This window comes from Chitinibacter tainanensis DSM 15459 (genome assembly GCF_000429785.1).
Classification (GTDB): Bacteria; Pseudomonadota; Gammaproteobacteria; order Burkholderiales; family Chitinibacteraceae; genus Chitinibacter; species Chitinibacter tainanensis.
The window spans coordinates 283,687-308,943 of record NZ_KE386952.1 but is presented as its reverse complement, the minus strand read 5'-3'; the positions used below and the strand labels follow the sequence as shown (position 1 = coordinate 308,943).

The 25,257-nt window shown below is 58.3% G+C and carries 25 protein-coding genes; 10 read left to right on the top strand and 15 right to left on the bottom strand.

Annotated features, from left to right (window positions below; translation table 11 throughout):
* Window positions 1-133: 133 nt before the first annotated feature.
* From G482_RS0113895 to corA, 11 genes are all read right to left on the bottom strand, one after another.
* Window positions 134-799, bottom strand: a complete 666-nt coding sequence (locus G482_RS0113895; protein ID WP_028450532.1) for an O-methyltransferase — start codon at window positions 797-799, stop codon at window positions 134-136.
* Between the two features lie 66 nt (window positions 800-865).
* Window positions 866-1,954 carry a tetratricopeptide repeat protein gene (locus G482_RS0113890; RefSeq protein WP_028450531.1) on the bottom strand — a complete coding sequence of 363 codons (1,089 nt, stop codon included), beginning with the start codon at window positions 1,952-1,954 and terminating at the stop codon, window positions 866-868.
* The gene (locus G482_RS19790; RefSeq protein ID WP_156905410.1) at window positions 1,951-3,582 is read right to left on the bottom strand and encodes a tetratricopeptide repeat-containing diguanylate cyclase; all 1,632 of its coding nucleotides are present in this window, start codon (window positions 3,580-3,582) and stop codon (window positions 1,951-1,953) included. Before G482_RS19790 ends, G482_RS0113890 begins: the two co-directional genes overlap by 4 nt.
* Before the next feature lie 14 nt (window positions 3,583-3,596).
* Window positions 3,597-5,324: a phosphoenolpyruvate--protein phosphotransferase gene (gene ptsP / locus G482_RS0113880; protein WP_028450529.1), complete on the bottom strand. Its 1,728-nt coding sequence runs from the start codon at window positions 5,322-5,324 to the stop codon at window positions 3,597-3,599.
* A 98-nt stretch (window positions 5,325-5,422) separates the two neighbouring features.
* On the bottom strand, window positions 5,423-5,692 hold the full coding sequence (locus G482_RS0113875; protein WP_028450528.1) for an HPr family phosphocarrier protein: 270 nt from the start codon (window positions 5,690-5,692) through the stop codon (window positions 5,423-5,425).
* Between the two features lie 13 nt (window positions 5,693-5,705).
* A complete protein-coding gene (locus G482_RS0113870; protein WP_028450527.1) occupies window positions 5,706-6,104 on the bottom strand; it encodes a PTS sugar transporter subunit IIA in 399 nt (132 codons plus the stop codon).
* Between the two features lie 195 nt (window positions 6,105-6,299).
* Entirely contained in the window at window positions 6,300-7,358 is a 1,059-nt protein-coding gene (locus G482_RS0113865; RefSeq protein WP_245575293.1) for an FAD:protein FMN transferase, read from the bottom strand.
* Complete coding sequence (gene gshB, locus G482_RS0113860) at window positions 7,349-8,296, bottom strand: glutathione synthase (RefSeq protein ID WP_028450525.1); 948 nt, start codon at window positions 8,294-8,296, stop codon at window positions 7,349-7,351. Before gshB ends, G482_RS0113865 begins: the two co-directional genes overlap by 10 nt.
* A 21-nt stretch (window positions 8,297-8,317) precedes the next feature.
* Window positions 8,318-9,592: a glutamate--cysteine ligase gene (gene gshA / locus G482_RS0113855; protein ID WP_028450524.1), complete on the bottom strand. Its 1,275-nt coding sequence runs from the start codon at window positions 9,590-9,592 to the stop codon at window positions 8,318-8,320.
* Between the two features lie 140 nt (window positions 9,593-9,732).
* Entirely contained in the window at window positions 9,733-10,764 is a 1,032-nt protein-coding gene (locus tag G482_RS0113850) for a tetratricopeptide repeat protein (RefSeq protein WP_028450523.1), read from the bottom strand.
* A gap of 130 nt (window positions 10,765-10,894) precedes the next feature.
* Window positions 10,895-11,857, bottom strand: coding sequence for a magnesium/cobalt transporter CorA (gene corA, locus G482_RS0113845; protein ID WP_028450522.1), 963 nt, complete (start codon window positions 11,855-11,857; stop codon window positions 10,895-10,897).
* Window positions 11,858-12,032: 175 nt separating this feature from the next.
* Here corA and mgtE point away from each other — a divergent pair, with 175 nt between their 5' ends.
* Complete coding sequence (mgtE, locus tag G482_RS0113840; RefSeq protein ID WP_028450521.1) at window positions 12,033-13,469, top strand: magnesium transporter; 1,437 nt, start codon at window positions 12,033-12,035, stop codon at window positions 13,467-13,469.
* Between the two features lie 70 nt (window positions 13,470-13,539).
* Here the strand turns inward: mgtE and G482_RS0113835 are convergent, their stop codons facing one another.
* Both G482_RS0113835 and G482_RS19785 read right to left on the bottom strand, forming a co-directional pair.
* The gene (locus tag G482_RS0113835) at window positions 13,540-14,130 is read right to left on the bottom strand and encodes a hypothetical protein (RefSeq protein WP_028450520.1); all 591 of its coding nucleotides are present in this window, start codon (window positions 14,128-14,130) and stop codon (window positions 13,540-13,542) included.
* 11 nt (window positions 14,131-14,141) lie between these two features.
* A complete protein-coding gene (locus G482_RS19785) occupies window positions 14,142-16,655 on the bottom strand; it encodes a carbohydrate-binding protein (RefSeq protein ID WP_051259042.1) in 2,514 nt (837 codons plus the stop codon).
* Between the two features lie 213 nt (window positions 16,656-16,868).
* Here G482_RS19785 and G482_RS0113825 point away from each other — a divergent pair, with 213 nt between their 5' ends.
* Window positions 16,869-18,032 (top strand): AAA family ATPase, encoded by a 1,164-nt coding sequence (locus tag G482_RS0113825; protein WP_028450519.1) that lies wholly within the window; start codon window positions 16,869-16,871, stop codon window positions 18,030-18,032.
* Between the two features lie 126 nt (window positions 18,033-18,158).
* Window positions 18,159-18,878 (top strand): EAL domain-containing protein, encoded by a 720-nt coding sequence (locus tag G482_RS0113820; protein ID WP_028450518.1) that lies wholly within the window; start codon window positions 18,159-18,161, stop codon window positions 18,876-18,878.
* Between the two features lie 55 nt (window positions 18,879-18,933).
* Here G482_RS0113820 and G482_RS0113815 read toward each other — a convergent pair whose 3' ends face one another.
* Window positions 18,934-19,581 carry an Ivy family c-type lysozyme inhibitor gene (locus tag G482_RS0113815; protein WP_028450517.1) on the bottom strand — a complete coding sequence of 216 codons (648 nt, stop codon included), beginning with the start codon at window positions 19,579-19,581 and terminating at the stop codon, window positions 18,934-18,936.
* A gap of 150 nt (window positions 19,582-19,731) precedes the next feature.
* Here G482_RS0113815 and G482_RS18815 point away from each other — a divergent pair, with 150 nt between their 5' ends.
* The 7 genes from G482_RS18815 to grxD all read left to right on the top strand — a co-directional run bounded on the left by G482_RS18815 (window position 19,732) and on the right by grxD (window position 24,276).
* Complete coding sequence (locus G482_RS18815) at window positions 19,732-20,301, top strand: glycine zipper 2TM domain-containing protein (protein ID WP_051259041.1); 570 nt, start codon at window positions 19,732-19,734, stop codon at window positions 20,299-20,301.
* 85 nt (window positions 20,302-20,386) lie between these two features.
* Window positions 20,387-20,629, top strand: a complete 243-nt coding sequence (locus G482_RS0113805; protein ID WP_051259040.1) for a PepSY domain-containing protein — start codon at window positions 20,387-20,389, stop codon at window positions 20,627-20,629.
* Between the two features lie 24 nt (window positions 20,630-20,653).
* Entirely contained in the window at window positions 20,654-21,331 is a 678-nt protein-coding gene (locus G482_RS0113800; RefSeq protein ID WP_028450515.1) for a response regulator transcription factor, read from the top strand.
* Window positions 21,328-22,659 (top strand): ATP-binding protein, encoded by a 1,332-nt coding sequence (locus G482_RS0113795; protein ID WP_028450514.1) that lies wholly within the window; start codon window positions 21,328-21,330, stop codon window positions 22,657-22,659. Before G482_RS0113800 ends, G482_RS0113795 begins: the two co-directional genes overlap by 4 nt.
* A 49-nt stretch (window positions 22,660-22,708) precedes the next feature.
* On the top strand, window positions 22,709-23,050 hold the full coding sequence (locus tag G482_RS0113790; RefSeq protein WP_028450513.1) for an FKBP-type peptidyl-prolyl cis-trans isomerase: 342 nt from the start codon (window positions 22,709-22,711) through the stop codon (window positions 23,048-23,050).
* Complete coding sequence (gene prmC / locus G482_RS18810) at window positions 23,051-23,899, top strand: peptide chain release factor N(5)-glutamine methyltransferase (protein WP_051259039.1); 849 nt, start codon at window positions 23,051-23,053, stop codon at window positions 23,897-23,899. It begins immediately after the preceding gene.
* Window positions 23,900-23,949: 50 nt separating this feature from the next.
* A complete protein-coding gene (gene grxD / locus G482_RS0113780) occupies window positions 23,950-24,276 on the top strand; it encodes a Grx4 family monothiol glutaredoxin (protein ID WP_028450512.1) in 327 nt (108 codons plus the stop codon).
* 437 nt (window positions 24,277-24,713) lie between these two features.
* On the opposite strand, the gene G482_RS0113770 is transcribed toward grxD, so the two are convergent.
* Window positions 24,714-25,163, bottom strand: coding sequence for a GNAT family N-acetyltransferase (locus tag G482_RS0113770; RefSeq protein WP_211227633.1), 450 nt, complete (start codon window positions 25,161-25,163; stop codon window positions 24,714-24,716).
* Window positions 25,164-25,257 lie beyond the last annotated feature (94 nt).

Below are 25,257 nucleotides of genomic sequence, written 5' to 3'. Positions count from 1 at the left end.
CTTGCCACTGGCATGCGGCGCTTGTTGCATTGCCGCAAAATTGGGGTAAGCTTGGCACCGAATCAAATACCCATGCGGGTATGGTTCGCTAGGGTATATGTATCAATAGCTACAGGTCTATACGTGTGGGCTGTTAGCGCTTAAACAGAATCGTCATGCCATCGCCGGTGGGCAGCATGCAATGCTCCACCCGCTGGTCATCACGCAGTTGGCGATTGAATTCGTGCAGGATCGCCACGCTGCGCGGATGATGCTCCGCCGGTGTGGCGACGCGGCCATTGAGGAACATATTGTCCAGAATAATCAGCCCGCGTGGGCGCACCAGCTGCAGCGCGTATTCAAAGTAATTGGGGTAGTTGGGCTTGTCGGCATCGATCAGGAGGCAATCGTATTGGCCGGCGTGGCCCTCGGCCAATAAGCGTTCTAAGGTGTCCACCGCGCGGCCCAAGTGCAGCGTGGTGCGCTCGGTGATGCCAGCTTTTTGCCACCACTGCTGCGCTTCTTGGGTGAATTCTTCGCACACATCGCAGGCGACGACGTGCCCATCTTCCCCCATCGCCAGCGCGGCGGCAGTTGAGCTGTAGCCCAGAAAAGTGCCGACTTCCAGGTAGCGCTTGGCATTGATCAGCCGCAACAGCCAGATCAATAGGGCGCCTTGCTCGGGTGCGAGCGACATTTTGGCCACCCGATGATTGGCGGTGCTTTCGCGTAATTCGCGCAGAATCGGCGGTTCACGCAGCGCCATATTCAGGAAGTAATCCTGCAGTTCGGCCGACATCGAGGTGGTTTGAATAGTCATGAGGCAAGGGGTAAGGCAAAAAGCGGATTATACCCCAAGCCGCCGAGGCGACCGGCTGGCTGGAGCTTAGTGGCGGATCGGCGCGGCTTGGCGCAGGCGCAACCAGCACTTATGGGTTTCCAGCTCGCGTTCCAGCTTGCGCAGCTGGCTGGTGGCCTGCCGGGGTAATTGCAATGGCTGCCCCTGTTCTTGATGTTGCGCAGCGATCAAGGCGTGCAACGCTTTGCGGTGCACGAGGGCTGGCTGGTAGCGGCCGGCATCGATGTACAGCTCGGCCAGCTGGCTATGTGCCTCGATGCTGATTTCTGGCCACTGGCCGGCCGCCCCGAGGCGGGCCGCTTCCTCTAGGCATTCTTCGGCCAGATCTTGCTGTTGTAGTGCGCGAAAACTGCGGGCCAATGCCAGCATGACCCGCCCTTGCCCAGCAAGCTGTTGTAGCTGGCGATAGCGCTGGTAGGCTTGGCTAAGTAACTCTTGCGCCTCTTCGTATTGGGTTTGGCGCAGCGCCAACAGGCCGCGTACCGTGAGCGCTTCGGCCGCCCAGGCGGGCGGCAGGCTGTGTTTGGCCAGCGCTTGCTCAACCTGCTGTAGCGCACTGGCGGCTAAATGATCATCGCCCAGCCGATAGGCCGAAGTGGCGATATTCAGATTGACTTCGCAATCGAGCTGCGCATCGGCCAGCGGCTGACAAAGCTGCTGGGCAATTTGCTGACATTCCATCGCCCTTGCATCATCACCAAACGCCAAATGCACTTTGCCTACGCCGATGTAGGCACGGATGCATCCTTCGGTGGCTTGCAGCTGGGTGGCGATTTCTAGTGCTTTGAGCCATTCATCCAGCGCGCGGAAGTAGTCCAGCTGGCTATATAGCCAGTTGGCCAGTTCATCATGGCACTGCAGTTGTGGATGCAGCTGTTGCTGGCGCTGATAGGCGCGGATGGCTTGCTGCATTTGCTCGCAGGCGAGGGGGACTTCGCCCAGCTGGTAGCTGGCGCGCGCCTGTAGTAGGTGCGTGAGCCCCAGCCATTCGCTTTGCTTAGCGCGGCGGATGGCTTTCAGGAGCTCAGGTGCGGCAGCTCTGACATACGCCGGATCGCTATCCAAGCGTAAATCCAGCTCGGCCAGCGTGTGGAGCAGATCTTGTGCCTCGCTCATGGGCGATCCTCATGCAGACAGACCCGGTTGCGACCGCCATTTTTCGCGGCATAGAGGCCCAGATCAGCGTGTTGAATGAGCTCGGCTGGGCGCATGCCCGGATGCCATTGTGCGCATCCCAGACTAATCGTGACCTTAAGCCCAGCGGCCACTTCGTTCCAAGGGTAATCGGCAATTTTCCGCCGCATCCTTTCGGCGATTTGCATGGCCTGGCCCCCATGGATTTTGGGTAGCGCGAGGACAAATTCTTCCCCGCCAAAGCGCGCCAGAATATCGGTATCGCGAATCATGCCTTGTAGAAGCTGCATACCGGTTTGCAGTACTACATCGCCAATCTGATGCGAATAGTGGTCGTTAACCTGTTTGAAATGATCAAAATCGATCATCAACAGACACAAAGGCAGGTTTTGCTCGGTGAGTTGCTGGATCAATTGCGGTAGCTGTTCATCCAGCGCCCGCCGGTTGTAAACACCGGTGAGGGCATCACGGTAAGCGGCGGTTTCCAGCCGCTCTAGCCGTTCTTGTTCCTGATGTCTTTGCTGACGTAGCTGGCGGATTTCCAGCTCGCTGCGCAGCAGCCGTAGTTTGATTTCGGCTTGCCGCAGGCGACGGCTGGACAGCGCCGCGAGGTTTTGCCGGGTATGTTGCCGAATCTGTTGTTGATAATGCTCGTGATAGCCAATGTGATGCATCGTGGCGCGGATAAAGTCGCCGCGCTGCTCGTACAAGGCGGATAGTTCACGGTGGATTTGCAAACGCTGCTGATTACTTTCGTGCGTTTCGGCCAGCGCCAGTGCCTGCGTTAACAGCTGTTCGGCGGCGTCGCTTGCGCCTTGCTGGATTTTCAGGCGTCCTAGGCTTAGTAGGCTTTGGGTTTGTCCCCAGTGGTAGGCGGTGTGCTGGTTAATATCATGGGCCGCCTGAAAAAATACCTCGGCGCGCAAATCATCGCCGCGGGCTTGATAGAGTTGCCCCAGATAATGGTTTACTTCCGCTAGCCAGCTTAAGCGCGCAGGTAATTGCAGCTGATCTTCGGTGCGAAACAGTAGTTGCTCCGCGAAATCGAATTGCTGGCATTTAATCAATGTGGCGGCTAGATGCAGTTGGCTTTGGGCTTGTAGGTCGGCATCAGCGCTTAATTCGGCCCAATCGACCGCCTGGCTTTGGTAATACAGCGCTTCGTTAAAGTGCTCGTGCTGAAAATACAGATTGCCCACGCCAAGAAAGCACTGCACAAAGCATTCGCGGTCATCAAAGGGCTGCGCCGCCTGCAGTGCCTTGCCCCAAAACTGCATGGCTAAACTGGCGTCTTGTTGATCAGCGTGGCAGCGGGCCATTAGCTCAAGGATGTTGCCCAGTGTGTCTGGCGCCGCCAGCTGGCTGGCTTCCTGCAAATGAAGTAGCGCTTCGCTGGTTTGTTGTAATACCTGCTCGCAGCGGCCCAATAGATGCAGGGTCTCGCTCAGTAGCTTTGGCTCGGCATGCTGCCGTGCCTGTGGCAGGATTTGCAGTGCCAGACTCTGGCTATGCTCACAACAGCTGGTGAAGTCCGCCTTGGCCTGCGCCAGCATATCGTGCAACGAGGCCAGTGAGAGGAGGTGAGGCGCGCTGCCTATGGGTTGAGCCACGGGCGAGCTCCCTGCTAGCTATTGAGCTGCTGCAGCAATTGCCGCAGCGTGTCTTCATCGTCGGCTTTCAGCATTTTGCTAACGATGGGTTTGATCCGGCCAAGCTCGGCGCCCAGTAATTGCTGTTTTACTTTCAATAATTGAATCGGCAGCATCGAGAAGCGCCGCAGCCCCAAACCCAGCAGCAGTCGGGTCAGGCTGGGGTCGCCGGCCATTTCACCGCACATAGATACAGGTTTGCCGAGTTTGTCGGCGGTGCTGATGATGTGTTTGAGTAGCTGCAAGACCCCTGGGTTGAGCGGGTCATACAAATGGCTCACTGAATCATCATTTCGATCGACCGCTAGCGAATACTGAATCAGGTCATTGGTGCCGATTGAAATAAAATCGAGGTGTTGCAGGAATACGCCCACCGCCATGGCCGCGGCGGGGACTTCGATCATGCCGCCAAGCTCGATATGCTCATCAAAGGCAATGCCTTCTTCGCGCAGTTGCTGCTTGATGTCTTCGATATGCTGGCGCGTTTGTTTGGCCTCGCTCAGCGCCGACAGCATCGGGATCAGCAATTTAATTTTGCCAAATGCCGAGGCGCGCAGCAGGGCGCGCAGCTGGGTGCGAAACATTTGCGGCTCGGCCAGGCACAGGCGAATCCCGGTAAGCCCCAGCGCCGGATTGGGGGCTTCACGCTCGGCCTGCCACGATGGGATTTTGTCTTTACCCAAGTCAATCGTGCGGATCACGACGGGCTTACCTGCCATGGCTTCGGCGGCCGCTTTGTAGGCGACAAATTGCTCTTCTTCGGTGGGTAGATCGTCTTCTTTTAGAAACAAGAATTCGGAACGGAACAGACCCACGCCGCTGGCGTTGTTTTCTAGCGCTAGCTCGCAATCTTCAGGCAGCTCGATGTTGGCCGAGAGATCCACTTCGGTGCCGTCATAGGTGACGGCCGGCTTGGTACGGATATCTTGCAGCTGCTGCTGTTTGATGAGCCATTCGGCCTGGCGGAATTGGTATTCGGCCAGCGTTTTGTCATCAGGATCAATAATGACGCAGCCTTTGATCCCATCGACGATGATGAGCTCTTGCTCGCGGATAATCTGGTGCGCGGTGCGCAGTGCCAAGACGGACGGCAGATCCAGCGAGCGCGCCAGAATGGCGGTATGCGAAGTCAGGCCACCCACATCGGTGATAAAAGCCCGGTAATTGGTGTCTTTGAACAGCACCATATCGGCCGGCGACAAATCATGTGCGACCAAAATGCAGTCATCGCCACCGCAATGCAGGGCATGGGGGCCATGCTGATGGCCGGCCAGCGCTTTGAAAATTCGCTCCGTGACCTGAATGACGTCGGTGCGCCGTTCGCGCAAATATTCTTCTTCGATTTCGTCAAATTGGGCGAGTAGCACATCCAGCTGCTGCTTAACGGCCCATTCGGCATTGCAGCGTTCGGTTTCAATGATGTGGCGCGGCTCTTTCGACAGAGTGTGGTCATTGAGCAGCATGATGTGCAGGCTCAGGAAAGCGCCCAGCTCGGCTGGCGCATTGTCCGGGATGCTGCCCCACAGCATTTCCAATTCTTTGCGGGTATTGCGGATGGCCTCGTCAAAGCGTTGCAGCTCGGCGGCGATGCCATCGGCCGGGATGACGTAATGCACGATCTCGATATCGGTGTGCGATACCAAATGAGCATGGCCGATGGCAATGCCACCTCCCACGCCCAAACCGTGTAGGCTGATACTCATCCCTGTTCCTCCTGCTGGCGTTGCCGCCGGTTAGGCCAGCGCACGGGCTGGCGTGCCGGTTGCCACTCTGCAGGCGGCAATCCGGCGCAAGTCTGCGTTTATTCGCCTTCGCCGAAGCGATCTGCCACCAGCGCGGTAAGCGCTTCCAAGGCTTTGTCTTCGTCCGGGCCGCTGGTGTCGATCAGAATTTTGCTGCCTTTGCCGGCGGCTAACATCATCACGCCCATAATTGATTTGGCATTCACACGTTTCTGATTGCGGCTGATCCAGACTTCGCTTTGAAACTGGCTGGCCAGCTGGGTAAATTTGCTCGAGGCTCGCGCATGCAGGCCTAATTTGTTGACGATTTCGACTTCAAGCTGCGGCATAGTGTGTTCCTGCTTACAAAGGGTTGCCGGGGAGCATGTACAACACGCCTTCCAAGCCACCGGTGATGGCTTTACTCACGGCAATCTCGAGAGATTGATGGCTATACGACAGCGCCCGCACCAGCATGGGTAGATTAACGCCGGCGACGGCTTCGATTTTGCCGGCTTCGATCAGCCGGTTGGCAACATTGGAGGGCGTGCCGCCGTAAATATCGGTTAGCAACAAGATGCCGTCGCCATCATCCAGCTCGGCAATCAGTGCTTTGGCGCGTTGCAATACCTGCTCCGGGTCGTCGGCTTTGCTCACGGCAAGCTGGCCCAAATTGGGCAATGGCCGACCCATGATGTGCTGCGCACAGGTCATCAATGCCTCACCCATCGAATAGTGGGTAACGATGATTATGCCTACCATGAACCAGTACTTCCTTCTTCGTTCCCTAAAGCCTTATGGGCATTAGGTTTTCAGTCAATTAATGCATCATATAACTGTTTGCCTGATTCGAGCAGTAGCAAAAATGACAAACAGCCGCGCTGCAACACTGTGCCTACCTGTGGGCCAGCTGACTGGCCGTAGTATACGCAGGGCAAATTGCAATTTGCCGTCAGCCTAGCGCAGGCGGTAAATCCGGCTGGGGGCATCCAGCCATTTCAGGCGGGCCTGCATGCTCGGCGACAGATAGGCTTCGCCTTGCTCGTTAATCACCAATACATCGCGCACACCAAAGCGCTGTGCATACTGCCAGCTGGTGGCCAAACCACCGATGAACATCGGCTTGGTGGCCACATCGGAAATCGTGCCTGCGCTCTGGCTTGGGGGGGCAATAATCGAGACGGCCTGAATACCGTGGGCTGACTGGCCGGTGCGCGGGTCAATCAGATGGCTGTGCCGCTCTTTGCCTTGCATAAAGTACCGCTGATAATCGCCCGAGGTGCCAATGGCTTCGCCGCTTTTGAGCTGCAACACCGCCATCGCTGAGGGTTTGCGTGGGTGTTGCAGGCCTACGCTCCACGGCTCCTGATCTTTTTTGCCCAGCGCCAAAACATTGCCGCCAATATTGATCAGGGCATTGAGCACCCGCTGCTGGCGCAAATATTGCGCGGCATGATCCAGGGCCCAGCCTTTGGCAAAACCACCTAGATCAATCTGCACTGCCGGATTGCTACTGCTGATGCTGCTGCCTTCAATTTGCAGCGCGTCCAGCGTGGGGGCCGCACTCAGTACGGCTTGTAACTGCGCGGGGTCAGGCGTGACTGGCGCAAAAGTATCTTGGTGAAAGCCCCACAGTCGCACCAACTCGCCCACGGCTGGATTAAACAGCTGATCACTCTGGCGGGCATATTGCTGGGCACTGCGCAGCATTTCGATGAGCTCGACATCCGCCTGCACGCTCTCTCCGCGTGCAATGGCGGTGTTGAGCTTAGTGAGCTCGGAAGGCTGCCAAGCGTGCAGTTTGCGGTGTAGCCGATCCAGTTCGGCCAGTACGGCGCCGGCGTGTTTGGCGGCTACGGCTTCATCCAGACCGTAAATACTGATCTGCACGCGGGTGCCAAACACATAGCTTTCCTGCTGATACAGCTCGTTTTTACCGCAGGCACTGAGCCACAGGCACAGCAATAGCACCGAGCCAGCTCGCAGCAGGCGGGGCAGGGCTGCGCTTAGGCGCACCGGCGCTCCAGTGCATCAATGAATAAACCCGCCACATTGATGCCTGATTGCGCGGTGATTTCCTGAAAGCAGGTCGGGCTGGTGACATTAATTTCCGTCAGATGCTCGCCAATCACATCGAGCCCCACCAGCAGCAGGCCTTGTGCGACGAGCTCGGGGCCCAGCTGTTCGGCAATCGCGCGATCACGCGGGCTTAGTGGGCGGGCAACACCGGTGCCACCGGCGGCCAGATTACCGCGGGTTTCGCCCGCCGCCGGAATTCGCGCCAGACACCAATCCACAGGCACACCATCAATCAGCAAAATGCGTTTGTCGCCGTCTTTGATGGCCGGCAGGTATTGCTGGGCCATGACAAGGCGACTGCCATTGTGGCTAAGCATCTCCAGTATGCTGCCCAAGTTCTTATCCTGATTGGTCAGGCGGAAGATACCCGCCCCCCCCATACCATCCAGCGGCTTAACGATCACATCGCTATGCTCGGCCACAAAGGCGCGAATATCGGCCATATCCTGACTGACCAGCGTGGGGGCAATCAGCTCTGGGTATTGAAAGATCGCCAGCTTTTCGTTCAGATCGCGCAGCGCCTGCCCGCGGTTGAATACCTTTGCGCCGTGCGCTTCCGCCAGGCTAAACAGCTGGGTGGCATACAGATAGGCCTGATCAAAGGGCGGATCTTTACGCATGATCACCGCCGAGAAATCCGCCAGCTCGCGATCGACTGTGTCGGTAACCTTATACCAAGCGCCAGCGTCTGCCTCGCTCTGCAGTTGCAGCCCCTGCGCCCGTGCGCGCACCCGACCTTGGCTGAGGCGCAGATCATCACTCAGGCAAGCAAACACCTGATGGCCGCGCTGCGCCGCCTCGCGCATCATGGCGTAGGTGCTGTCTTTGTAGATTTTGAAGCCATCCAGCGGATCGGCAACAAACAGGATATGCAGCTGGGCCATCGGGTGCTCCGCTTAGTTGGGTTCGGCTTCCAGTTCCAGCGCGCCAGCCAGCAGGGCCAGTCGCGCCACCACGCCGTAGGCGTAGAAGCGGTTGGCTTCGCAATCGGGCGAGCCATCGCAATCGGGGGTGGTCAGCGGGGTGGCAAAAGCCAGTGGCTGGAAATGCATGCCCGGGGCGTTCAGATTTTCATCAATGCCGCGGCCGGTGTGTACGCGGTAAAAACCACCAATCACAAAGCGATCCAGCATATAGATCACGGGCTCGGCTACGCCTTCGTCGATGGTTTCAAAAGTCGGCACCCCTTCTTGCACGATCACATCGTGCACGGTGAGGCCTTCTTTAATCACCGACATTTTATTGCGCTGCTTGCGATTCAGATTCACCAGCTCGGCGCCGGATTTCACGCTCATAATGCCCATGCCGTAGGTGCCGGCATTGGCCTTCACGATCACAAACGGGGTTTGGTCGATGCCATGCTGGGCGTATTTGGCGGCGATTTTTTCGATCATCGCGTCCACCGTGGCGGCGAGCTGCTCTTCGCCTTCGCGGGCGTGGAAATCCAGCCCATCCACATGTTCGAAATACGGGTTAATAAACCACGGATCGATATCAATCAGCTTGGCAAATTCGTCAACCACCTTGTCATAAGCACTGAAGTGGCCGGTTTTGCGCCGCACCGCCCAGCCTGCGTGCAGCGGTGGCAGCAGGGTTTGTTCAATGTTTTCCAAGATGGCCGGGATGCCGCCGGACAAATCGTTATTCAGCAGCACCACGCACGGATCAAAATCCGCCAGACCGATGCGATTGCCTTGGCGCACCACCGGTTCTTGCAGCAGGGTGCTGCCATCAGGCAGGGCTAATTCAGTTGGGGCGCTGATTTCGGGGCTGAGGCTGCCTACGCGTACCACCATGCCGGCCTGGCGCAAGATTTTCACCAGTGCCGCTACGTTTTGCAGGTAAAAGGCATTACGGGTGTGGTTTTCAGGAATCAGCAAAATGCGCCGCGCATCTGGGCAATAGCCTTCCAGCGCCATCATCGCCGCTTGTACGGCTAGCGGGTGAAATTCCGGGTTCAGATTATTAAAGCCGCCGGGAAACAGATTCATATCCACGGGCGCCAGCTTGTAGCCGGCATTGCGCAAATCCACCGAGCCATAAAACGGCGGCGTGTGCTCTTGCCATTGATTGCGGAACCAATGTTCGATTTCCGGTTGGGCATCGAGGATTTTGCGTTCCAGCTCCAAGAGGGGGCCAGTCAGGGCGGTGGTGAGGTGTGGCACGCTCATGGGCGGCTCCAGCGGCAGTGATGATTCGTCAGCATATGGGGGCCAAGCGGCCAATTACAAGCCGACCGGTCTAGGCGCGGCAGTTTGGCTTGAGGGTATAGGCTGGCGAGGCTTGTTGTCATTGATTTTGCTTAAGATACCTAGGCTTTTTTCGGTAAGTACTGGCGAATGTCGCTCAGGTCGATCGCTGGAATATGCCAGGATTTGCTGTTTTCTAGGTGAATCTGATCCAGTTGCTGGGCATAAAAGCCCACGCCATCGTGGTCTTTCAGCGCGGCGCAATAGCCGCTGGCTTGGGCATGAAAGCGGGCTTCGATATGCCGCATGCCATCTTGGCGCGCTAGCCGCAGGGCCCGCTCGATGATGTCCAGTGACATGCGCGGATTGCCGAGCAAAAAATGCACTTCGGCCAATTGGCCCAGTACATTGCATTCGGTCCAGTGGGCCGGAGTTTGCTCGATGGATTCCAGCGCCTGAGTCAGATACAGCTCGGCTTGATCCAGGTGGTAGCTTTTCAGGGCAATGGTGCCCAGATGCAGCAGGCATTCCGAAACAAAATGTTGCAGCCCATTAGCCTGGCTGAAATCGGCACAAGCTTGCAGGGTATTGATGGCCTCACCCATCTGGCCCGCGTGATAGAGATCCCAGCCCAGGCTCAGCTGCGCTTTGGCTTGCTGCTGCAGCTGTGGATTTAAGCGCAATAATTGCAGCGCGGCGCGATGAAATTCCACCGCTTGTTCGTAGGCGTTGTAAGCGCTGCAGACATGGCCCAGCCCGATCAGCGCATCGGCGTGGGTGGGGCCGCAGTGGCGCAGGGTGCGGCACACCTCAATGCATTGCTTCCATGCCGCCAGCGATTCGGCGTACAGGCCACCGGTGTAGTAATCGCGGCCGAGCCGCTCAAGGACGTCCATCGCGAGATGGGGTAAATCGTGGTGCTGGCAAATCATCAGAGCTTCAAGCAGACGTTGTTGATCGTCGCAGCGCACGCCCAGCTGATTGTGGGTGTTGGCAATAAACACGGTGGCCTGCACCAGACTGGCCATGTCGCCGATCTGCTGACTTTCGCGCAGTAATTGCTCGCTCAGCTGCAGCGCCTGTTCGGGCGCGCTGTGCAGCAGGCGCTGAATATCGCGCAAACGTTGGTCAGCATTCTGGACTGTGCGGGTCATGGGCGTGTGGCGCTGCGGATAACGATTGAGCCTACGCAAGCCGCGCGGGCAATGCCAGTAGAATACTTACATTGACACGATTGGCGGTAAGACGGCGCACACGCCCAGTGCGCCCATCAAGATAAGTGGCTTAGAGCCAGCCTTTGCGCTTGAAGAAGACGTAGGGTGCGATACCCGACATCACCATCAGCAGCAGCGCCAGCGGATAGGCCCAATCGTATTGCAGCTCGGGCATATGCTGGAAATTCATCCCGTAAATCGAGGCCACCAGCGTTGGGGGCAGAAACACCACGCTGGCGATCGAGAAGATTTTAATAATTTTATTCTGGGCCAGATTAATCAGACCCATCACCGCATCCATCAAGAAGTTAATCTTGTCGAACAGGAAGGCGCTGTGGTTATTTAGTGATTCCAGATCGCGCAAAATCTCGCGCAGATCGTTTTCCTGTGCGGCCGCCAGCTGGCGTGAGCGCAAGAGGAAAGACAGTGCGCGGCGCGTGTCCATCAAGTCCAGCCGCACTTTACCGTTGATGTCTTCGTGGCCGGCCAGCTCGGCCAGCGCCTGGCCCATCAGCTCGTCCGTCATCTCGGCGCTATGGTCCAGCACGCGGCGGCTGACATCGTCGAGTTTGGTATAGATTTCTTCCAGCACGTCGGCATCGTATTCCACCGCGGCATCGTAAATCGCCAGCAAAATTTCCTGCGCGCTGGCCACAAAGCCGGGCTGCACCCGCGCGCGCAGGCGGAATAAACGAAATACCGCCAGTTCTTCCTGCCGGATGGTGAGCAGACGGCCTTCATTGAGCAGGAAAGAGACGGTGACGTTCTGGTGTTCGTCTTCCGCGTGGGTGAGGAAAAACGAGCTGATGTGCACGCCATTGTCGTCGACATAACAGCGAGCGGATTCTTCCAAGTCTTTCAGCTCTTCATCTTCTGGCAGCTCCAGATGAAATACGCTCTGCACCAGCTGACGTTCATCATCCGTCGGGTCAACCATATCCACCCACAGCACTTCGGGGCGTGAGAGGTCTTCTGGCACCAGCGCCGGCACTTGAATCAGGCGGCCTGCAGAAAGGACAAAGGCATTGAGCATAAGAAGCGCCCCGTAATGAAGATGCAATCAATCAGCGGCGGCGATTATACGCCGCTTGCTCCGCTGCGACATTGCTTAAACCGGTAATCCTAATTATCGCCATCATTTTGTGCTTTTGCGCGTGCTACACTGCGCGCGCCAGATTGGCGCCAGTTCACCTTGCCCGAGTTTGCTTATGAATGTGACCACCCGCAAAGCCCAGGAAAGCCTGCAAGAAAGTCTGCAGCAGGTGATTCATCTACTCGAACGGCACAAAATCGTCGAGAGCATGGTGCACAAGCAGGCCATGGCCAAGCACGATCTGGTCGAGCAACTGGTGCATCGGCAAAACGAAGCCGAGCTGAAAATGAAGCTGGCGCATCTGCACCCGGCCGACATTGCCCACATTCTGGAAGCTCTGCCGCCGGCCGACCGTTTAACGGTGTGGAGCCTCGTTGATGCCGACGACGATGGCGATATTCTGCTGGAAGTCTCGGATGCGGTGCGCGAGCAGCTGCTGGCCAGCATGGCCCCGCACGAGATCATCGCCGCCGCCGGGCAGCTCGATACCGATGAGCTGGCCGATCTGGTGCCCGATCTGCCGCAGGCGGTGCAAAGCGAAGTACTGCAAACGCTGGATGCCGACGATCGCGCGGAAGTGCAATCGGCGATGTCCTACACCGACGATCAGGTCGGGGCGCTGATGGATTTCGACATGGTCACCATCCGTGCCGATGTAAAGCTGGAAGTGGTGCTGCGCTATTTGCGCCGCTTTGATGAGCTACCCACCCATACCGATAAGCTGTTCGTGGTGGATGATGATGAAATCATCAAGGGGGTATTACCCCTGAATAAACTCCTGGTGAGCGATCCGGACGCATACGTAGCCGGGGTAATGGCCAGCGATGTGGTGATCTTCCAGCCGTTTGATGATGTGGGCGCCGCGGCGCAGGCCTTCGAGCGCTATGACCTCGTTTCCGCGCCGGTGGTGGATAGCAATCACAAAGTGATTGGCCGGATCACCGTCGACCAGATGGTGGATGTGATCCGGGAAGAATCCGAAGCCGAAGTGCTGTCGCTGGCGGGCTTGAAAGAAGAAGACCTCTTTTCCAGCGTGGGCAAAGCGGTGAAAAACCGCTGGCCATGGCTGGCGATCAATATTTGTACCGCCTTTGTGGCTAGCCGGGTGATTGGCGCCTTTGAAGACACCATTGCCCATCTGGTGGCGCTGGCCGCGCTGATGCCGATTGTGTCCGGCATTGGCGGCAATACCGGCACGCAAACCACCACGCTGATTATCCGCGGCCTGGCGCTGGGGCAAATTACCACCAGCAATTCGCGGCTGCTGGTGGCCAAAGAGCTGGGTATTGCCGTGATCAATGGCTTGGTGTGGGGCGGGGTGCTCGGCGTGATGGCCTGGGCGCTGTACGGCCAGCTCTCGCTGGGCCTGGTGATGATGGGCGCGATGATGCTGAATCTGCAGGTGGCGGCGTTGGTGGGCTTGTTTGTGCCGCTGACCATGCAAAAACTGGGTCGCGATCCGGCTTATGGCTCATCAGTGTTGATTACCGCCATGACGGACAGCCTGGGCTTCTTTATCTTCTTGGGTTTGGCGACGATTTTCCTGATGTAAAGCGGCGCTAGCAATAAAAAAAGCCAATGGGTAAATACCATTGGCTTTTTTGTTGGCGTGACGATCGCGCTTAGCGGCAGCGGGCCTGCTTGGTGGGCCACGAGAGCAGATCAAACGTGACTTCGCTGTCGCTAGTCTCGGCGGCGGGTACGCGCAGATCAACAATCTGCAGGCATTGTCGCCATTGGCCCTGCCGCCCAATCACGCCATCTGCCGGCAGCGCTTGCAGGCCGCCTTGGCCGTCACTCAGTTGCAGCGCGCCATCGCGCCACACCAGCTGCTGCTGTGGGTTGAGCGCCACGCCGCTGGTGAGATTGCGGCCCAGCAGCCAGCGTTGCGGCTGGCCATCGCGGGCTTGGCCTTCCAGCGTGAGCCAGTCTTGCGGGCCCGCCGGATGTGCTCGGCGCGCCAGCGTGGCGGTGAGGCCTTGCGGGGCCACGGCCCAGCGGACGGGCAGAGGACTGACTTCCATGCGTTGCTCATCCACCTGCACCTGCAGGCGGCCCTGGCGTTGTTTGAACTGCCGCAAAGGGCCGCTGAGCTGCTCGCCCACTTGCAGCGTGCTGTGTACTTGCAAGGGCGCGGCGCTGGCCGGGCTGGCCAGCCACGCCCCAGCCAGCAGGCTGGCCAGGGCACACGTCAAGTTGATTGACTTGGTCATTCGAGATCCAGTTATGGGCGATAAGGGGAAGCCTGCTGCAGCTCGGCAAAGAAGCTGGCATCGGGCGCATGCTCTTCGGCCGCTTCAAATTCGTCATGCATAAAGGCTTTCGAGGCCGGTACTTCACTCACTGCACTGAAGCTGCGCAGCATGGCTACGCCGGCATTCCCCGAGCTAGTACGCGCAAAGCGCAGATTGATATTACCCCAGTCATCGTAATCTTGCAGATAGCCTAGGCTGCCATCGGCATTCAGATCGAGAGCATAGCTCGCGCCATCTTGCGTGCGGCTGTTATTCCAGTCGGCATACAGGCCCGCACTGCTGCCGCGGCCGATTAGCGCGCTTTCGAGCAGGGCGCTTTCGTTCAGGCGCTCGCCGCTGCCATCGGAATAATCAATGCGGAAGGTATTGCCGCACGGGCCGCCTTCGATACTGCAGCTATTGAGGCTGTAATAACCGCGCTTGAGATAATACCGCTGCAGCGCGCCGGCGCTGGTGGCACTCTGGCCCAAGCCCTGTAGCTGATACAGGTAATTCATGATGCTGTAGTAGTTGGGCTTGTCATTGGTATTTTCAAAGCCGCCATGGCGCAGGCCCAGATTATGGCCCAGCTCGTGCATGATGGTGCCGGCCTGGAAATTGATCAGTCGGTAGCGATTGCTGGCCGTGCTGCTATTAAGGCCCCATTTGCCCAGCGACACGACCAGATCATTGCCATTGATTTCCGCCACGCCCGATGAGCCGGCGCTGCCATCGGCATTGCGGCTGCTGGCCATCAACAGATAGTGGAAAATCTGCCGGCGGCGTAAATCCATGCTGTCAGCTTTGTAATCGGCCAGCCGGCTGCAGCCAGCGGGTGGGCTCAAATCCACGCAGGCCGCAAACGGTACCGCTTTCCCGCCACCCAGATTGAAATTCACCGGGCTAAAGCCAGCCGCGTACAGATTGCCGGTATCAAATAGCACGTCGATATTGCGCCGCGCAAAGGCGTCTACCACCGCTTGCAGGGCTTCGCGTTGCGGTTTTACGCCTTCGTCGCTGCTTTGCATGTAGTCGACCTGAATCAGGATTGTGCGACGGCCCGCGCGGGCGCCCATGCTGTATAAATCCAGCCCGGCATAAGTGCCGCCCGCGACTTTGGCGCTGCTGGGGATGCCATCTCCATCGTCGTCGTTGGCATTGGCAGGCACATCATTGCGCCCGGCTGGGGTCGAGAAGGCCACATTGGTCCAGTCAGCGCTGCTGCGGGTGTTTTTGCTTTGGGTGAAATAGCGTACTAAGGCATGGCCAAACTGATTGCTGATCGCTGGCGCGTTGCTGCCATTCCAGCTATTGGCGCTGCTGGCGGCATCGTTATTGCTACCAAAGCGGACAAAGTCGGCGATTTGGCCATTGCGCAGCAGCTCCAGTGCGCCGCCGGCGCTGCTCCAGCGCGGATAGTTGCTGCTGCTGCCCAGATAGCGGATCTGGTTGGTATTCACTTGTCCGGCGGCGCCGGTGCTGGCGGCCAGCACCAAGATGCCTTGGGCGGGCAGCGTGCCGCTGCCAAGGGCAAAGGTGGTGAGCGTGCCGCTGTTATTGCGGGTGCGCAGGCTCAGCTCGGCCAGATTAATGCTGGCGGCACTGTCGTTGCGGATTTCCAGCCAGCTGCCGCTACCGTATGGGTCGCTGGCGATTTCATTAATCACTAAACCCAAGCCACTACTAGGTGCGGGCGTTGCGCTTGGGGCTGGCGTTGGGCTGGCCGTTGGTGCTGCGGTGGGGACAGCAGTTGGCGTTGCCGTCGGTTTAGGAGTAGCCGTTGGTGCTACGGTTGGTGTGGCAGTTGGTTTGGGTGTTGCGGTCGGGGCAACGGTAGGCACGGCTGTTGGTTTGGGCGTGGCTGTCGGGGCGACGGTGGGCGTTGCTGTTGGTTTGGTGCTTGGACTCGCGCTCGGTTTGGGGCTGGCGCTTGGCGCGGTGCTCGGCGAGCTGCTGGGTTTCGGCGTCGCGGTGGGCGCGAGGGTCGGGGTTGCTGTTGGTTTGCTTGTGATAACTGGGGTGGGGGTATTGCCTGGCGTGCTTGTTGCAGCTGGGTTGGCTGCGCATACCCCTAGATCTTGCCACACGCCCCACTGCCCGGTGGTGCCGGGGATTTCGCCTCGCGTCCACCATTTGGCTTGATAGAGACGACCGTTGTAGCTCACCTGATTGCCACCCACATAGGTGGCGCTGCTGCTCCAGACGCTAGTGCAGCTGCCGGCGGCGGCGCCATTATTGGCGGGCGCAGCGGGCGTGCTGGTGGCGCGGGCGGGGCTGGCTTTGAGTGCCAACCACAGCGAGGCGGCTTGTTGTGGATTCCAGTTCGCGCCGCTAATAGCCTCATGGGCTACGCGCGCGCGATACACCTGACCCTGATAGCTGACTTCTTCGCCGGCCTGATATTGCCGGCCTTCTTGCCAGGGGCTGGCGGCCCAGAGCGAGCCGCTAATTAAACTGAATAACAATAGGCCGCTTGCACGCAGCGGGGTGATCGGTTTGCGCATGTCATCTCCTTGTTATAAGCAGGGCATCCTACACCAAATATGCTGCGCGAATTTTTCTGCACCGATAACTGGAGGCTATGTGTGTGAGTTATTTCATAGCTTTCATAAAAATTACCTTTTGCTGTTTTTGTGTGGATAAGTTGGCCTGCGCGGGCTGCGCTGTGGGCGGGCTTTCGGTATGCTTGAAGGCTGCTTATTCTGGCCGGGCTGACCATGCTGCAAACCTTGGCGATTGCCAATTACCGTTCTTTGCGCGAGCTGATCGTGCCGCTGGCGCAGGTGAATGTCATTACCGGCGCCAATGGCAGCGGCAAATCCAGCCTCTATCGCGCTTTGCGCCTGCTGGCCGAGAGCGCGCAGGGGCGGCTGGTGGCCAATCTGGCGCAGGAAGGCGGCTTTGCGGCCACGTTATGGGCTGGGCCCGAAACCATTAGCCGGGCGATGAAGGCCGGCGAAGTACCGATTCAGGGCACGACCCGGCAAGACACTATCGCCTTGCGCTTGGGCTTTGCCGCCGACGATTATGGCTATCTGATTGACCTAGGCTTGCCCGCACCAGATAGCACGACCTTGTTTGGGCAAGATCCGCAGATCAAGCGCGAATGTATCTGGGCCGGCCCGGTGCTGCGCGAAGCGGCGGTGCTGGCCGATCGGCGCAATGCCTTGTGCCGGGTGCGCAGCGGCCGCGAGTGGCAAGTGCTTAGCCGGCATTTGCCGGCCTTCGATAGTTTGTTTGCGCAGTGTGCCGACCCGTTGCGCGCACCCGAAGTGCTGCTCTTGCGCGAGCGGATGCGCGGCTGGCGCTTTTATGATCATTTGCGTAGCGATGCGCAGGCGCCCGCCCGGCAGAGCCAAGTGGGCACTTATACGCCGATATTGGCGCATGATGGCGCCGATTTGGCCGCGGCGATCCAGACCATCCGCGAGCTGGGGCGTGGGGATGAGCTGGCGGCGGCGATTGAAGATGCTTTTCCCGGCTCACGGCTGGACATTGAGGTCGAGCATGGCCGTTTTGCGCTGCGCATGTGGCAGCACGGCCTGCTGCGGCCTTTGGCGGCGGCCGAATTATCGGATGGCACCTTGCGTTATCTATTGCTTTGCGCGGCTTTGCTCAGCCCGCGCCCGCCGGAATTGCTGGTGCTGAACGAGCCGGAGACCAGCCTGCATCCTGATTTGCTACCCGCGCTGGGGCGGCTGATTGTGGCCGCCAGCGCCCAGGCGCAGATCATTGTGGTGAGCCATGCCGCCCGATTGGTAACCGCTTTAAGCCGTCAGCGTGAAACACAGGTGATTACCTTGGTGAAGGAACTGGGCGAAACGCAGATCGAAGGGCAAAGTGCGCTGGAGCGGCCCGCCTGGTATTGGCCGGTACGCTAGTGCTGGGGTATTGCCCTGCAAGCAATATCCAGATTGCATTAGCAGGCTATACGGTGCAATAAAGGTGGCGCGGGTCACACAATTAAGGTTAAGCTGCTAGCCCCCTTGCTGTAGTGTTTGTCTGTTATGTCTGCCTTTCCGGTCAGCCTGTTGCTCGATGTGCTTGGGCAGCAGCGTTTCGGCGTTGAATATCAGCCGCTGATCAATCCGCACAGCGGCGAAATCGCCGCCTATGAAGCTTTGGCGCGTTTTTACGATGCCCAGGGCCAGATTTTGCGTACCGATCAGGTCTTTCATGCGCTGCACGATAGCCCGCTGACGATGTTTCAGGCCGAATACCAGATGAAGCAGCTGCAGCTCGATTACGCGCCGCCGCTGCCGCTGTTTGTCAATCTCGACCCCGATGTGTATCAGGTGGCCGATGAAGGCGAGCAAATGCATCCGCTGTTGCAGCTCTTATCGCGCCGGGGCGATGTGGTGCTGGAAATCATTGAAAACAGCGACATCAGCGCCGCCGGCCGCAGCATCAAAATGGCCGATGATTTTGCCCGCCAAGGTATTCCGCTGGCGCTGGATGACATTGGCGCGCCGCAATCGATGCTGTCTTTGCCGCTGCTGATCAAGGTGGATTGCCTAAAGTTTGATCGCAGCTGGCTTAGCCTCTTGCATTGCCCCTTTCACCGCGCCGCCATCTCCAGCCTGATTGCCTATGCCCAGGCCACCGGCAAACAAACCGTGCTGGAAGGCATCGAAACCGAAGCCCAGCGCGAGATGGCCTGCACGCTGGGCGTGGATTTGGTGCAGGGCTTTTTATATCGGCCGGGCTTTATTCATATCCAGCCTTAGGTATTGGGTTGCGAGCCTTGCTGGATATTACTTGGCGGCCTATACCCTTTGCCGGCTATTTCTTGCTGTATTGCTGAATGTGTTGCTGTACTTCAGCCGGCTGGTGCAGGGCTTCGCCGGCGCTGCTGAAGGTTTTGACTTGCCCTTGCTGAATCAGCCCAGCTTGTAGCTTGCGGTTTTCTGGATCGATGATCAGCCAAGCGGTATCCGGCTTGCCGGCGGTGGGCTTATTGCCAATCAGGTAAAGCACCTTGTCGTAATGCAGCGGGCTGGGCGCGCTCATCGCGGCGAGCCAAGCGGGCAGCTGATCACCCAAAATCTGCTCCAGCCCCGGCATGATGGGGCTAACGGCGGTAAATAGGCCGATATCTTGCGGGAATTTGCCTTTAAATTGCAGCAACGTGCTCCAGTCGGCTTGCGGGCTTAATACTTGTTGCACCAGTTGCCCGGTTTTTTGTTTGACCGCGCTGGCTAGCTGATTGGTATCCACGCCCAGTGGCTGTAGCACTTCATTGGCATCGCTGGCCACTTGCTCGATCACGCCATCGGTCTGGCGTTTGACTTCTTCACCCACAATCCCCACCACGGACGAGGCGGCTTGCTGAGTGAGCTGGGTGGCTTGCTCGCAGCCGGTAAGCAATCCCAGCAGCAAGAGCGGGAGTAGGGCATGGCGAGCAGCAAAGCGGGGCCGGTGTTCAGGCATGATGGGCATCCTATCGAAATACATTGATTGCCCACTTTGAGCGGTGGGGTGGCGGTGAAGTTCCGAGTGCGGGCGCACATTTGCGGTTCAGCGCAGATTCAGCTGGTCAGAGGCATAGTGCAGCTGTACCCACGCACAGGAGTCACCATCATGCGCACCACCACCTTGCTTGGCGCCAGCCTGCTGGCACTGATGACCACCACCGCCATGGCCAGCGATGGCTGGCATAGCGAAAGAACTAACAACAGCACTCCACGCTGGCAGCAGCGCGATTACGCCATCGTGCGCAGCGTCGAGCCGCAGTATGAATCAGTTCGCCAAGAGCGGCAGGAGTGCCGCAGCGAATGGATCACCGAACAAGTGCCGCGCAATACGCTGGATAACAGCGCCGGTACGATTTTAGGCGGCGTCGCCGGCGGGGTGATCGGCCACCAGATCGGCAAAGGCCGTGGCAAAGATGTGGCCACCGTGGCTGGCACACTGATTGGTGCCATGCTGGGCGATCATGTGGCCAGCCAGTACAACCCCAGCCCGCGCTACGACACGGTCAGCCGCGAGGTGCAGCGCTGCCGCCCGGTGAGCGATACCACGCAACGTATTCGCGATTATCGGGTCAGCTATGAATACCGCTCGCAAATTTATACCACCAATCTGGCCTATGATCCGGGCCGGCCCGGCTCGCGGATTCCGGTGCGGGTGCTGGTGGAGCTAGAGCAGTAAATAAGCCTGCTTGGGCGTGTGTAAATTATCTCAGTAGGCCAATGGTGCTTGCGGTTACAATGTGCTGATCTTGGAGGATAAACCGATGAAAACAGCCTGGAAAACAGCGATTCTGGTGGTGTGTCTGAGTGCCAGTGCCTTGGTGCAAGCGGCGGTTGGCCGTGATGAAGCCGCCGCTCTGGCGCAACAGAAAACCAACGGCGGCAAAGTGCTGAACGTGGAAAAATTCGTCGATGGCAATAAATCGGTCTGGCGCGTGAAAGTGCTGACCTCGGCGGGCGATGTGCGCGCCGTGTTTGTCGATGAAGCCACCGGAGCCGTGCGCTAAGCTGCCCGGCACAAGGAGTGCGCCATGCGCATTTTGCTGATCGAAGACGAAACCCGCCTGCGCGAAGCGCTGGCCCGCGAGCTCACCGCCGCCGGCTATCGCGTGGATACCGCCGCTGATGGCGCCGATGGCCTGTATCAGGCGCAGGAATACCCGTTTGATTTGCTGATTGTCGATCTGGGCCTGCCCAAGCTCGGCGGGGTTGAGCTGATTCGCCGCCTGCGCGCTGCGGGTAAAGACATGCCGATTTTGGTACTGACCGCTCGCGCGGCCTGGCAAGATAAAGTGGCCGGGCTGGAAGCCGGCGCCGATGATTACCTCACCAAACCCTTTGAATACCCAGAGCTGGCCGCGCGGGTGATGGCGCTGTTGCGCCGCGCGCTGAAAGCCCAGCCCGATGGCTTGCAGCTAGGGCCGCTCAAAATCGACATTACGCGGCAGCAGGTCAAGATGTTTGACCAACCCATCGAGCTGACTGCCTATGAGTTTCGCCTGCTGGAATACCTGGTCGGCGCGCGGCCCAATATTGTCAGCAAGCAGGCAATCAGCGATTATCTCTACCCGCATGATGAAGACCGCGATAGCAATGTGATCGAAGTGCTGCTGGGCCGGGTGCGGCGCAAGCTCAGCCCCGATGGCAGTCTGGTAGTGATCGAAACCGTGCGCGGCCGTGGCTACCGGCTGGCGCTGGAAGACGCATGAGCAGCGCCATCCGCACCCGCCTGCACATCGGCGCCAGCGTGGTGATGCTGACCTTTTTCTGCCTGGCTGGCTGGACGGTACAGCGCATTTATCTCAGCCATTTGCAGCTCAGCCATTTCGAGCGCCTGCGCAGCGGCGTGTATACGCTGCTGGCGGTCAGCGAGCTTGATCGCAGCGGCCGGCTGCAAATGCCCAATAATCTGACCGAGCCGCAATGGGTGACGCCCGATTCGGGCCTGTATGGGCAGATCGAATTTCCCCAGCAGCCGCAGCCGAGCTGGCGCACCCCCTCGGCCGCGCAATTGCCCTCACTGCCCAAGCTCAATCTCGCCACCGGCCAGTGGCTGCAACAGCCTTTGCAATTGGCGGGTAGGGAGTATCTGTTGGCGGCCTATCAAGTACGCTGGGTGGCGGCCGATACCCCGCAGGTGGTGCGCTTTATCGTGTATGAAGATACCCGCAATCTGCAGCAGCAATACCGACAATTTCAGCAAGCCTTGTGGGGCTGGCTGGCCGCCGCTGCGCTAGGCTTATTGCTCGCGCAAGCCTTGCTTCTGCGTTGGGGGCTGCGCCCGCTGCGCCAGCTGGCGGGCGAATTGCGGGAGATCGAGGCCGGCCGGCAGCGGCAGGTGAGCGGTGTCTACCCGGCCGAAATTGCGCCGCTGAGTCGGCAATTGAATCAGCTGGTGGAGCAAGAACACGCGCGCCAGCAACGCTATCGCGAGGCGCTGGGCGATCTGGCGCACAGCCTGAAAACCCCGCTGGCCATCTTGCGCGCCGAGCAGCAATCGGCCGAGCTGGCGCGCCATGTGCGCGAGCAGGTAGCGCGGATGGATCATATTGTGCAGCATCAGCTGGGTCGCGCCGCCCTGCGTGGGCAAGCCGCGCTGGCCGCGCCGCTGGCGCTGCGCCCGATTGCCGAGCGGCTGATCGCCAGCATGGAAAAAGTCCACGCCGCGCGCGCGCTGCAATTTTCGCTCAGCTGCGCCGGCGAATTGCAATGGCCGCTGGATGAAGGCGATGCGTTTGAAGTGATCGGCAATGTGCTGGATAACGCCGGCAAATGGGCGCAGAGCCAAGTCGAGCTGCGGCTTTTTGCTGCCCGCGAGCAGCTCACTATCGTGGTGAGCGACGATGGGCGTGGTTTTGTCGATACCAGCGCCCCGCTGCAGCGCGGCGTGCGGCTGGATGAGCGTGTGGCGGGCCATGGCATTGGTCTGGCAGTGGTGGCCGATATTGTGCAGGCCTATGGCGGGCGCATCGAGCTGGGCCGCAGCGGGCTGGGTGGCGCCAGTGTTACGCTGGTCTTTCCCGCGCCGGTGGGCTAGCGGCGGCATGCTAAAATCGGCGGCTTAACGCTATTTCGCAGAGTAGAGCATGAGCACCGAATTAATCATCGAAGACCTCGTTGTGGGCGAGGGCAAAACCTGCGTGCGCGGCGCGCTAATCACCGCCCACTACACCGGCACGCTGGAAGACGGCACGGTGTTTGACTCATCCGTCGCCAAAGGCCAGCCATTTCAATGCGTGATCGGTACCGGCCGGGTGATCAAAGGCTGGGATCAGGGCATGATGGGCATGAAAGTCGGCGGCAAACGCAAACTCTTCGTCCCCGCGCATCTGGCCTACGGCGAGCGCCAGATCGGCGCTCACATCAAACCGAATTCCAATTTGCTATTCGAGATTGAATTGCTCGAAGTGCTCACGCGGGACGACTAAGTGGCAAGCTGGCGAGAACTACTGCAAGGCAGCGGCCTAGCGCGTTTCGATGCGCAAGTATTGCTGCTGCACGTGCTGCAAAAAAATCGCGCCTGGCTGATAGCGCATGATGATGAGCCGGCCAGCGAAGCCGAGGCGCAGGCCTTTGCCACGCTGGCGCAGCGGCGCCGCGATGGCGAGCCGGTGGCGTATTTGCTGGGTAGCCGCGAGTTTTATGGACGCGAATTTGCCGTGAGCCCGGCGGTGCTGATTCCCCGCCCGGATACCGAATTGCTGGTAGAGCTGGCGCTGGCCCGCGCGCCGCAGGGCGGTGCGGTGCTCGATCTGGGCACGGGCTCGGGCTGTATCCCGATTACATTGCAGCTAGAGCGCTCCGATTTAACCGTCAGCGCGGTTGACCTATCGCCGGATGCTTTGGCGATCGCGCGGCAGAATGGCCAAACGCTGGGTGCCCAGGTGCGCTGGCTAGAGTCAAACTGGTTTAGCGCGCTGGGGGCGGAGCAATTTGCGCTAATTGTGTCCAACCCGCCGTATATCCATGCCGAAGATGAGCATCTGCATCAGGGCGATTTACGCTTTGAGCCCAGTGGCGCGCTCACCGATGGCTACGATGGGCTGCGGCATTTGCAGTCCATCATTGCTACTGCGCCGGCCCACCTGCATGCTGGGGCGTGGCTGCTGCTGGAGCATGGCTGGGATCAGGGCGCGGCTTGCCGCGAATTATTGCAGGCGGCCGGCTTTGCCGAAGTACACACCTGGCGCGATCTGGGCGACAATGACCGGGTGAGCGGCGGCCGCTGGTGGCCGGCGACCGACTCTCCGTCGCCACACCTTGCGAGCGGCGGGTAGCGGCTTTACAATTCCCGACTAATTTATTCAGGCTTTGCGAGCGAATCATCATGAGCATTCAAGACACCATCCGCCAACAAGTGAACGAAAATCCGGTCATCCTGTACATGAAAGGCACCCCGACTTTCCCACAATGCGGCTTTTCAGCAGGTGCGGTACAGGTTCTGAAAAATCTGGGCGTGAATTTTGCGGCGGTGAACGTACTGGCCGACCCAGAAATTCGCCAAGGCATCAAAGAATTTGCCAACTGGCCGACGATTCCGCAGCTGTATATCAAGGGCGAATTCGTAGGCGGCAGCGACATCATGAAAGAGCTGTACGCCAGTGGTGAGCTGGCCGAGATGGTTGCCGACATCAAGGCCGCCCAAGGCGAATAAGCAGGGCCTTCGCTAATAAAAAACGCCGCAGGGGGTCACCTGCGGCGTTTTTTATTCCGTGTTTTCTGCTTGTAGTAGCTTCGATTCATTTTGAAGTCTGGTTGCATTCTTCCATAAGTACCATGCGATTGACATAACCAATATGGGTTCTAGGAATGCATAGACATCAAAGCCAACTATTGTTTTCAATAAGAATTTGAGTGCAGAAATCGAAACGCCAGCGAGTAGTGCCAATTTGAGAGGGCGCAAAGAGTTCTGAATTAGTTTGTCTAGATTTAGTCCGGCGTAAATATAACTGGCCGCGAGGGTTAGTTGCACGAGAGCAAAAAACAATGTGAACGGATTGCCCTCGAATGATTTCAAAATAGACAATCCGCTAATGGTGGACCAAGTTCCAGAGAAAAGAATATAAATTCTTAGTGATTTTATTGTTTCTTTCATGGGTTGGTGTTGCCAGTTTGGGTGGAAATTGGTCGAATGTAATAGTTGTCGTGCTCTTCTTGCCTGTGCAAAATAAAGCCGTGCCGCACGTAAAACCTATTTGAATCGCTTTCACGTAAGGCGCCAACGTGGATGGGGCGCCTTATTTTTTCAGACTCGGTAATAACATAATTCAGTACTTCTGAGCCAACCCCTTCTCCTTGGTGGTCTGGGTGGATGTACAGATGTTCTAACAAGAGTTGATTGTCTAAAACTTTGAATGCAACGAAACCAATCTTCTCATGATTTAATTTAATGTGGTAAGTGTCACATGCGGAGAAGCTAGAACGAAATCTTTCTCTTGCACGATGAATATCAAAACGACCAATTCGCTCAAGGCTTTCACGCATCGCGACGATTCGGAGGCTAACGAGGGATTCAAAATCCTCTGGATTAGCTTGATGCAAAGTTGTTCTCATATGCTTGAATTTAGTGAGCCAGACGATAGATCGGCTATTGGAAGAAATGGCTTTTATTGAGTTTAACTGACAATTTCTTTGG